The organism is Enterobacter sp. HSTU-ASh6 (assembly GCF_026319105.1).
In the GTDB taxonomy this organism is placed as follows: domain Bacteria; phylum Pseudomonadota; class Gammaproteobacteria; order Enterobacterales; family Enterobacteriaceae; genus Enterobacter; species Enterobacter sichuanensis.
Genome location: NZ_WSPD01000011.1, coordinates 128,487 through 138,040 on the forward strand (window position 1 = coordinate 128,487; position 9,554 = coordinate 138,040).

Consider the following 9,554-nt stretch of genomic DNA (forward strand, 5'->3'; position numbering starts at 1 on the left):
CAACAAAAACACCAACCACACAAAGAGTGTGGTCTGAATTTATTGTTTTAGATCAATTTTACGACCTTACCAATTCAACTTATAACGCATAATTTCAACACAAATTGAGTAACTTACGCCTATTTTCCGCCTCTGATTTTGCACCCGCGACTATAACGGTTAAGCTAGACGCAGATTGAGATCCGCAGGAGAGCGAGATGACCACCCCGTTGACATGGCACGATGTGCTGGCAGAAGAGAAACAGAAACCCTACTTTATTAACACCCTCAGTACCGTTGCGGCAGAGCGACAATCTGGCCAGACGATTTATCCTCCGCAGAAGGATGTTTTCAACGCGTTTCGCTATACCGAGCTGAGCGATGTTAAAGTCGTTATCCTTGGCCAGGATCCCTACCATGGTCCGGGCCAGGCGCACGGGCTGGCGTTTTCCGTACGTCCAGGCGTAGCTATCCCCCCTTCTCTGCTCAATATGTATAAAGAGCTTGAGGGAACCGTGCCCGGGTTTACCCGCCCCACGCACGGTTACCTGGAAAGCTGGGCGCGCCAGGGCGTGCTGTTATTAAACACCGTGCTCACCGTAAGAGCGGGCCAGGCGCACTCGCACGCCAGCCTGGGCTGGGAAACGTTCACCGATAAAGTCATCAGCCTTATCAATGAGCATCGTGAAGGGGTGGTTTTTTTACTTTGGGGATCGCATGCGCAGAAGAAAGGGGCGATCATCGACCGTCAGCGTCATCATGTCCTGAAAGCACCGCATCCGTCACCGCTGTCTGCACATCGCGGCTTCTTTGGCTGTAATCATTTTGTTCTGGCGAATGAATGGCTGGAAAAACGTGGCGAAACGCCGATTGACTGGATGCCTGTCTTGCCGGCAGAAAGCGAGTAAGGTTTGAATGTGCCGGGGCTGACCCGGCACATAAGAGGCTTATGCCTTATTCTGACGCCACCATTCGGCCAGCAGTACGCCGGTCGCAACGGACACGTTCAGACTTTCCACATTACCTGTCCCGTCGATAGAAACGCTCAGATCCGCGCTGGAGAGCGCCGCGTCAGACAGACCATCGCGCTCCTGCCCCAGCACCAGAACCATTTTACGCGGCAGTGTCGCTTTAAACAGCGGCGTTCCGGCATGGCTCGACGTCGTGACAATGGAATAACCCGCTTTACGGAACTGCTCCAGGGCATCCAGAACGCTGTCGCCGGTGATCGGCTGAACGTGCTCGGCTCCGCCTTCGGCAGTACGGATCGCGGCGCCGGATTCCAGCAGCGCAGCATCCTGCAGCAGCACGCCTTTCACGCCAAAGTGCGCGCAACTGCGCATCATTGCACCCAGGTTGTGCGGGTTGCCGACATCTTCCAGCGCCAGCACGCAGTCATCGGCATCCGCCTGGCTGACCCACTGCTGAACGGTTGTGCCGTTACGTTTTTTGATCAGGAAGCAAACGCCGCCGTGGTGCTCGGTTCCTGACGCTTTGGTCAGTTCGGCATCATCAACCACGTGGTAAGCTTTACGGTTTGCAGCCATCCAGCGCAGCGCTTCTTTAAAGCGCGGGGTTACGCTCTGGATAAACCAGGCGCGGACGATACACTCAGGACGGCTCTGGAACAGCGCCTGGCAGGCGTTCTCGCCATATACGCGGGTCTCTTCCGCACGCTGACGACGCAGCACTTCCGGGTCGATAAAGCTTTTACCGCTGATACCGCCGTGATCGGCTTTTTCTGGCGTCTCGTCACCCGGCGCGCGCGAAACGGTGCGCCACGGGGAGGCGTTATCACGTGAGAAGTCATCGCGTTTGCGATCGTCACGTTTACGGTCATCACGTTTGCGGTCATCACCGCGGTTGTTTCTGTCATCGCGGGCGGGGCGACGGCCACCGTCTGCACGAGAAGACGCCGGACGCCCGCCACCTTTTCCGGTACGCGGATTTTGGGTGCGTTTATCAGAGTCATCATCACTGCGGACATACATCACTTTGACCTTGCCGCTTTTGTTTTTCATTTCGTCGTTCATGCTTTTCTCCACCAGCGCTGCGCGAAGCGCGCAGATTACCCGATGTGCCAGCGCATAGCCATAATTTCGTACAAAAGCCTGTGACTATTGTTCTCATTGAATAAAACGCATTGTTGTTTCAAACAGCCTCACTGATAATATGTAACATATTGGAAACATAATCGGCGCACTGCCGCTGTCCCACGGCTCTATCAGAGGTTAGTTATGAATACCGTATGTGCCAACTGTCAGGCTCTTAATCGCATTCCGGACGATCGGATCGAAGATGGTGCGAAATGCGGACGTTGTGGCCATGAATTGTTTGATGGCGATGTCATTAACGCGACGGGTGCTACGCTGGACAAACTCCTCAAGGACGATCTCCCTGTGGTGGTCGATTTCTGGGCACCATGGTGCGGCCCGTGCCGAAACTTCGCGCCAATCTTTGAAGATGTCGCCGAAGAGCGCAGCGGTAAAATGCGCTTTGTTAAGGTCAATACTGAGGCGGAGCGTGAGCTTAGCGCGCGTTTTCAGATCCGCAGCATTCCGACCATTATGATCTTCAAAAAGGGTGAAGTGGTCGACATGCTCAACGGTGCGGTACCAAAAGCTCCGTTTGATAGCTGGCTTAACGAATCACTGTAACATTCAAGGGGCACATCTTGTGCCCCGTTCCCGCCTCTGCGAAAATAGGGTTTTTCCTCCATTTCGCCCATGACAAATAACGCTGTTCTTCAATTACGCGCCGAACGCCTTGCCCGCGCGACTCGCCCCTTTCTTGCCCGCGGCAATCGTATTCGTCGCTGTCAGCGCTGCCTGTTACCGCTGAAGGTTTGTCTGTGTGAGACGCTGGTCCCGGGTACGGCAGAGAGTCGTTTTTGTCTGGTCATGTTCGATACCGAGCCGATGAAACCCAGCAATACGGGACGTCTTATCGCCGATATTCTGCCTAATACCGCCGCGTTTCAGTGGTCCCGTACAGAACCCCCTCAGGCCCTGCTCGACCTGGTGGCAAGCCCGGACTATCAGCCGATGGTCGTTTTCCCCGCCTCTTATGCAGGGGCCGATCGCCAGGTGCTTTCGGTACCGCCATCCGGGAAGCCGCCGCTGTTTATCATGCTCGACGGCACCTGGACCGAAGCGCGGAAAATGTTTCGTAAGAGCCCTTACCTCGACGCCCTGCCGGTGATTTCTGTCGATCTTTCCCGCGTCTCCGCCTACCGGCTGCGTGAAGCGCATGCTGACGGGCAATACTGCACCGCCGAAGTGGCGATTGCGCTTCTGGATTTAGCGGGAGATACCGCGGCGGCAGGCGCCCTGGGCAACCATTTCTCACGTTTCCGGGAGCACTATCTGGCGGGAAAAACCGTTCATAAGGGCAGTGTCACAGCAACAGAGCCAGAAAGCGTTTAAAATCATCAGGTCGCTTGCATTCACAGGAGGCCTGCATGAGCCAGCGAGGGTTAGAAGCGCTACTTCGTCCTAAATCCATTGCCGTCATCGGCGCATCAATGAAACCGGATCGTGCAGGCTATCTGATGATGCGTAACCTGCTGGCCGGTGGATTTAATGGCCCCGTCATGCCCGTCACGCCGGCTTATAAAGCGGTTCAGGGCGTACTGGCCTGGCCCGATGTGCAAAGCCTGCCTTTCGTCCCCGATCTTGCCGTACTCTGTACCAATGCGAAGCGAAATCCGGAACTGCTGGAATCACTCGGCAAGAAGGGATGTAAAACCTGCATTATTCTCTCGTCTCCCCCTGAGCAAAAAAGCGAACTTCTGGCCTGCGCCAGCCGCTATCAGATGCGCATTCTTGGGCCAAACAGTCTGGGCCTGCTCGCCCCCTGGCAGGGGCTGAATGCCAGCTTCTCTCCGGTACCGATCCGCAAAGGCAAGCTCGCGTTTATTTCGCAGTCGGCTGCGGTATCAAACACCATTCTCGACTGGGCGCAGCAGCGTGAAATGGGATTTTCCTACTTCATTGCCCTCGGCGATAGCCTGGATATCGACGTTGATGAACTGCTGGATTTTCTCGCACGAGACAGCAAAACCAGTGCGATCCTGCTTTATCTTGAGCATCTTAGCGACGCCCGTCGCTTTGTATCGGCTTCGCGAAGTGCGTCGCGCAATAAGCCGATCCTGGTGATCAAAAGCGGTCGCAGCCCTGCGGCCCAGCGTCTGCTGCATTCCCATTCCGGTATGGATCCCGCCTGGGATGCAGCCATTCAGCGCGCGGGTTTGCTGCGGGTACAGGATACGCACGAGCTGTTTTCCGCCGTTGAAACGTTAAGCCATATGCGCCCGCTGCGCGGCGAGAAGTTAATGATTGTCAGTAACGGCGCCGCGCCTGCCGCGCTTGCGCTGGATGAACTGTGGCGCCGCTTCGGCAAGCTGGCAACCCTGAGTGAAGAGACGCTGCAGCGCCTGGGAGAGGCGCTTCCGACCAGCGTGACGCCCGGCAACCCGCTTGATTTGCGCGATGACGCCAGCAGCGAGCGCTATATCAGCGCTATCTCCATTTTGCTGGACAGCCAGGATTTCGATGCGCTGATGATTATCCACTCCCCCAGCGCGGTCGCACCGGGCAGTGAAAGCGCGCGGGCGCTTATTGATGCCGTGCGTACTCATCCGCGAGGCAAATATGTCACCCTGCTCACCAACTGGTGCGGCGAGTTTTCCTCTCAGGAGGCGCGACGCTTGTTCAGCGAAGCCGGGCTGCCAACCTACCGTACACCGGAAGGCACCATCACCGCGTTTATGCACATGGTGGAATATCGCCGCAACCAGAAACAGCTGCGTGAAACGCCGGCGCTGCCCGGTAATCTGACGGCGAATACCGTCGACGTTCACCGCCTGTTGCAGCAGGCTATCGAAGAGGGAGCGACGTCACTTGATACGCATGAAGTTCAGCCCATTCTGGGTAGTTACGGCATGCAAACCCTGCCGACCTGGATCGCCAGCGACAGCGCTGAGGCAGTACACATTGCCGAGCAGATTGGCTATCCGGTGGCCCTGAAGCTGCGCTCCCCGGATATTCCGCATAAGTCCGATGTTCAGGGGGTTATGTTATACCTGCGCACGGCGACAGAGGTACAACAGGCTGCAGATGCCATTTTCGACCGTGTCAAAATGGCCTGGCCGCAGGCCAGGATCCACGGACTGCTAGTGCAAAGCATGGCTAACCGCGCAGGGGCTCAGGAATTGCGGGTCGTGGTTGAACACGACCCCGTGTTTGGCCCGCTGATCATGTTGGGAGAAGGCGGCGTTGAGTGGCGTCCGGAAGAGCAAGCCGTGGTGGCGTTACCGCCGCTGAACATGAATCTGGCGCGCTATTTGATCATTCAGGCGATTAAAAGCAAAAAGATCCGTGGCCGGAGTGCGCTGCGTCCGCTCGATATTGCCGGGCTAAGTCAGTTCCTGGTCCAGGTGTCTAACCTGATTGTAGATTGCGTCGAGATCCAGCGGCTGGATATCCACCCACTCCTTGCCTCCGGCAATGAGTTTACGGCGCTGGACGTGACGCTGGATATCGCGCCATTTGAAGGAGACAGCGAGAGCCGCCTGGCAATCCGTCCGTATCCTCTGCAACTGGAGGAGTGGGTAGAGATGAAAAATGGAGAACGTTCGCTGTTCCGCCCTATTCTTCCGGAAGATGAACCCCAGCTGCGGGCCTTTATCTCTCAGGTCACGAAAGAGGATCTTTATTATCGCTATTTTAGCGAAATCAACGAATTTACCCACGATGATTTAGCCAATATGACCCAGATCGACTACGATCGAGAAATGGCGTTTGTGGCCGTTCGTCGCTCCGATAAAGGGGATGAGATCCTCGGCGTTACGCGTGCTATTTCTGACCCGGATAACGTGGATGCAGAGTTTGCTGTACTGGTACGCTCCGACCTCAAAGGTCTGGGGCTGGGAAGACGGCTGCTGGAAAAACTCATCAGTTATACGCGAGATCACGGATTGTTACGTCTCAATGGCATTACTATGCCTAACAATCGCGGTATGGTGACCCTGGCGCGAAAACTTGGATTTGATGTTGATATTCAGCTGGACGAAGGTATTGTTGCTCTGTCCCTGAGCCTGACATCAGCAGACAAACACGAGTAAGCTACTGGAAATGTTACCCACTTTGGACGGGACTGGTGGTATCATTGTCCGCTTATGTTGTTTGCATGGTACAAACAACCCTTCAATGAACAGAGAAGAAACGCACTGTGATGTTGTCAAAATTTAAGCGTAATAAACATCAACAACACCTTGCTCAACTACCGAAGATTTCTCAGTCAGTTGATGATGTAGAGTTCTTTTACGCTCCTGCGCATTTTCGGGAGACGCTTCTGGAAAAGATTGCCAGTGCCACGCGACGCATTTGCATTGTGGCGCTGTATCTTGAACAAGATGAAGGCGGGCGTGCGATCCTGAACGCACTTTATGAAGCCAAACGTCAGCGTCCAGAGCTGGATGTTCGCGTGCTGGTGGACTGGCATCGCGCTCAGCGAGGCCGTATTGGTGCTGCCGCTTCAAACACCAATGCTGACTGGTATTGCCGCACGGCGCAGGAAAATCCTGGCGTTGATGTGCCTGTTTATGGCGTGCCAGTTAATACCCGTGAGGCGCTCGGCGTCCTTCATTTCAAGGGCTTTATCATCGATGACAGCGTGCTTTACAGCGGCGCCAGTCTGAATGATGTTTACCTGCATCAGCTCGATAAGTATCGCTACGACCGTTACCATCTGATTCGCAATCCGCAGATGGCCGATATCATGTTTAACTGGGTTGATAAAAATCTGGTCCATGGCCGTGGCGTTAATCGTCTTGACGATCCTGAGCGTCCTAAAAGCCCGGAGATCAAAAATGATGTTCGCGCCTTCCGTCAGGAGCTGCGTGATGCGGTCTATCATTTCCAGGGTGATGCAAACAACGAAGAGTTATCCGTTACCCCGCTGGTCGGGCTCGGTAAATCCAGCCAGCTGAACAAAACGATCTTCCATCTGATGCCTTGCGCGGAGCAGAAACTCACCATTTGTACGCCGTACTTCAACCTTCCTGCCGTGCTGGTGCGCAATATCATTCAGCTACTGCGCGACGGCAAAAAAGTGGAAATTATCGTCGGTGATAAAACCGCAAACGACTTCTTCATTCCTGAAGATCAACCGTTCAAAATTATCGGTGCGCTGCCTTATCTCTATGAGATTAACCTGCGCCGTTTCCTGAGCCGTTTACAATACTACGTTAATACCGACCAACTGGTTGTGCGTCTCTGGAAAGATGAAGACAACAGTTACCACCTGAAAGGCATGTGGGTCGACGATGAGTGGATGCTGCTGACAGGTAACAACCTGAACCCACGCGCGTGGCGACTGGATCTGGAAAACGCTATCCTGATCCATGACCCTCAGCATGAGTTAGCCGCAAAGCGTGAACGTGAGCTGGAACTGATTCGCACGCATACAACCGTGGTGAATCACTACCGCGAACTGCAGAGTATTGCCGATTATCCGGTGAAAGTTCGCAAGCTTATTCGCCGCTTACGTCGAATCCGTATCGACCGACTTATCAGCCGTATTCTGTAATATCCAGGCCCTGCCATCGCAGGGCTTTTTTATGGAGCCCGTTGATGCGTATTCCTCTGTTGCTGAGCGTGATCTTACTGAGTGGCTGTAGCCATATGGCCAACGATAACTGGTCCGGACAGGATAAAGCACAACATTTTCTCGCTTCCGCTATGCTGTCCGCCGCCGGTAATGAGTATGCGCAACATCAGGGATACAGCCGGGATCGGAGCGCGACGATTGGGCTGATGTTCTCCATCGGTCTTGGGGCGTCAAAAGAGCTGTGGGATAGCCGCCCCGCTGGGAGCGGCTGGAGCTGGAAAGATTTCGCCTGGGACGTCGCTGGCGCAACGACCGGCTATGCCGTGTGGCAGATGGCACACTATTAAAGTCGAATGCCTTTCCCTTTGCGATGCAACATCAGAGAGACAATAAAGGCCAGCGCCCCCATTCCCGTTACGTACCAGAAGAATGTCGTTTCGCTTCCCCATGATTTAAAAGACAACGCAACATACTCCGCCGATCCGCCAAACAACGCGTTGGCGACCGCATAAGAGAGCCCTACCCCTAAAGCACGGACCTGCGCCGGGAACATTTCGGCTTTCAGTATCCCGCTGATCGAGGTGTAGAAACTGACAATCACCAGCGCCAGCATAACCAGCGCAAATGCGGCATACGGCGAGGAGACATGCTGAAGGGCAGTCAAAACAGGAACGGTACAGAGCGCTGATAATCCGCCAAAAACAAGCATTGACGTTCGTCGGCCAATTTTGTCCGAGAGCGCCCCGATGATTGGTTGTATGAGCATAAAGACAAACAGCGCTACAGTCATGACAACGCTGGCAACGTTGGCGTGCATCCCGGTGGTGTTCACCAGGTACTTTTGCATATAGGTGGTAAACGTGTAAAAACTGAGAGAGCCCCCTGCAGTAAAGCCCAGCACCATAAGAAAAGCTTTGCGGTTACGCCATAATCCTTTAAACGTTCCCGCTTCCTTCAACGTCCTGACCTCTTTCTGAGAAGTTTCATCTAACTGACGGCGTAGCCAAAGTGCAACGATCGCCAGCGCGGCTCCCATTGCGAACGGGATCCGCCAGCCCCAGGTGTGAAGCTGTTCATCCGTCAGGATCTGCTGCAGGATCACCACCACAAGAATGGCCAGCAGTTGACCTCCAATCAGCGTGACATACTGGAATGAGGCGTAAAAGCCTTTCCGGCCTTCCAGCGCAATCTCACTCATGTAGGTCGCACTGGTACCGTATTCGCCCCCCACTGATAATCCCTGAAATAAGCGGGCCAGTAAAAGTAGCGCCGGTGCCCAGGTACCAATCGATTCATAGCCCGGTAAGCAGGCAATCACCAGAGAGCCAAAACACATCATACAGACCGAAATCAGCATGGAGGCCTTACGTCCCCGACGATCCGCAATGCGGCCGAACAACCAGCCACCAATGGGTCGCATTAAGAATCCTGCAGCAAATACACCCGCCGTTTGTAGGAGTTGCGTAGTGGTGTTGCCGGATGGGAAGAAAATATGAGCGAAATAGAGTGAACAGAATGAGTAGACATAAAAGTCGAACCATTCAACCAGGTTCCCTGAAGAGGCGCTGACGATGGCCCATACCCTTCTTCGGGTATCACTGTTAGCCAGCGTCCCGTTTGATGTAATGCTTTCTGTCATTGTGATTATGCTCCTGCCATAGACTACGGCGTATTGAGTCCTGAAACTCAATTACCTCGTAAATGAAATGTTATAATTTTGTTATAAATAACATTGAGACAAAGATCACACATTCCATTAGCAGGATAAGGGATTAAGAGAAAGGCCAGAGCAGTAAAAACAAAAGCAAAAAACCCCGCACCTTACGGTACGGGGTTCTTCTAAATTGATGCCTGGCAGTTCCCTACTCTCACATGGGGAGACCCCACACTACCATCGGCGCTACGGCGTTTCACTTCTGAGTTCGGCATGGGGTCAGGTGGGACCACCGCGCTAAAGCCGCCAG

General features: G+C 54.2%; 8 protein-coding genes and 1 rRNA gene. 6 read left to right on the forward strand and 3 right to left on the reverse strand.

All coding sequences use genetic code 11. The annotated features are described in order from the left end of the window. Nucleotides 1–197 precede the first annotated feature (197 nt). Nucleotides 198–887 carry a uracil-DNA glycosylase gene (gene ung, locus GM298_RS15150; RefSeq protein WP_045284613.1) on the forward strand — a complete coding sequence of 230 codons (690 nt, stop codon included), beginning with the start codon at nucleotides 198–200 and terminating at the stop codon, nucleotides 885–887. Nucleotides 888–926: 39 nt separating this feature from the next. Here the strand turns inward: ung and GM298_RS15155 are convergent, their stop codons facing one another. Further along, nucleotides 927–2,012: a tRNA/rRNA methyltransferase gene (locus GM298_RS15155; protein ID WP_025757629.1), complete on the reverse strand. Its 1,086-nt coding sequence runs from the start codon at nucleotides 2,010–2,012 to the stop codon at nucleotides 927–929. 204 nt (nucleotides 2,013–2,216) lie between these two features. Here GM298_RS15155 and trxC point away from each other — a divergent pair, with 204 nt between their 5' ends. The 5 genes from trxC (at nucleotide 2,217) to GM298_RS15185 (ending at nucleotide 7,937) form a co-directional block, all read left to right on the forward strand. Beyond that, nucleotides 2,217–2,636, forward strand: coding sequence for a thioredoxin TrxC (gene trxC, locus GM298_RS15160; protein ID WP_025757627.1), 420 nt, complete (start codon nucleotides 2,217–2,219; stop codon nucleotides 2,634–2,636). 69 nt (nucleotides 2,637–2,705) lie between these two features. Then, a complete protein-coding gene (locus GM298_RS15165; protein ID WP_266154385.1) occupies nucleotides 2,706–3,404 on the forward strand; it encodes a tRNA-uridine aminocarboxypropyltransferase in 699 nt (232 codons plus the stop codon). A 35-nt stretch (nucleotides 3,405–3,439) separates the two neighbouring features. Next, the gene (locus tag GM298_RS15170) at nucleotides 3,440–6,103 is read left to right on the forward strand and encodes a bifunctional acetate--CoA ligase family protein/GNAT family N-acetyltransferase (protein WP_266154387.1); all 2,664 of its coding nucleotides are present in this window, start codon (nucleotides 3,440–3,442) and stop codon (nucleotides 6,101–6,103) included. A gap of 110 nt (nucleotides 6,104–6,213) precedes the next feature. Next, a complete protein-coding gene (pssA, locus tag GM298_RS15180) occupies nucleotides 6,214–7,569 on the forward strand; it encodes a CDP-diacylglycerol--serine O-phosphatidyltransferase (RefSeq protein ID WP_025757622.1) in 1,356 nt (451 codons plus the stop codon). Between the two features lie 44 nt (nucleotides 7,570–7,613). Further along, nucleotides 7,614–7,937: a YfiM family lipoprotein gene (locus tag GM298_RS15185; protein ID WP_025757621.1), complete on the forward strand. Its 324-nt coding sequence runs from the start codon at nucleotides 7,614–7,616 to the stop codon at nucleotides 7,935–7,937. Here GM298_RS15185 and GM298_RS15190 read toward each other — a convergent pair. Together GM298_RS15190 and rrf are read right to left on the reverse strand one after the other, a co-directional pair. Further along, entirely contained in the window at nucleotides 7,934–9,229 is a 1,296-nt protein-coding gene (locus GM298_RS15190; protein ID WP_025757620.1) for an MFS transporter, read from the reverse strand. The two genes, GM298_RS15185 and GM298_RS15190, sit on opposite strands and share 4 nt — an antisense overlap. A gap of 210 nt (nucleotides 9,230–9,439) precedes the next feature. Further along, a 5S ribosomal RNA gene (gene rrf, locus GM298_RS15195) occupies nucleotides 9,440–9,554 on the reverse strand.

What these genes read in the sequence shown, in the direction of transcription:
- ung (WP_045284613.1), top strand. Translation starts at nt 198, where the DNA reads ATGACCACCCCGTTGACATGGCACGATGTGCTGGCAGAAGAGAAACAG.
- GM298_RS15155 (WP_025757629.1), bottom strand. Translation starts at nt 2,012, where the DNA reads ATGAACGACGAAATGAAAAACAAAAGCGGCAAGGTCAAAGTGATGTAT.
- trxC (WP_025757627.1), top strand. Translation starts at nt 2,217, where the DNA reads ATGAATACCGTATGTGCCAACTGTCAGGCTCTTAATCGCATTCCGGAC.
- GM298_RS15165 (WP_266154385.1), top strand. Translation starts at nt 2,706, where the DNA reads ATGACAAATAACGCTGTTCTTCAATTACGCGCCGAACGCCTTGCCCGC.
- GM298_RS15170 (WP_266154387.1), top strand. Translation starts at nt 3,440, where the DNA reads ATGAGCCAGCGAGGGTTAGAAGCGCTACTTCGTCCTAAATCCATTGCC.
- pssA (WP_025757622.1), top strand. Translation starts at nt 6,214, where the DNA reads ATGTTGTCAAAATTTAAGCGTAATAAACATCAACAACACCTTGCTCAA.
- GM298_RS15185 (WP_025757621.1), top strand. Translation starts at nt 7,614, where the DNA reads ATGCGTATTCCTCTGTTGCTGAGCGTGATCTTACTGAGTGGCTGTAGC.
- GM298_RS15190 (WP_025757620.1), bottom strand. Translation starts at nt 9,229, where the DNA reads ATGACAGAAAGCATTACATCAAACGGGACGCTGGCTAACAGTGATACC.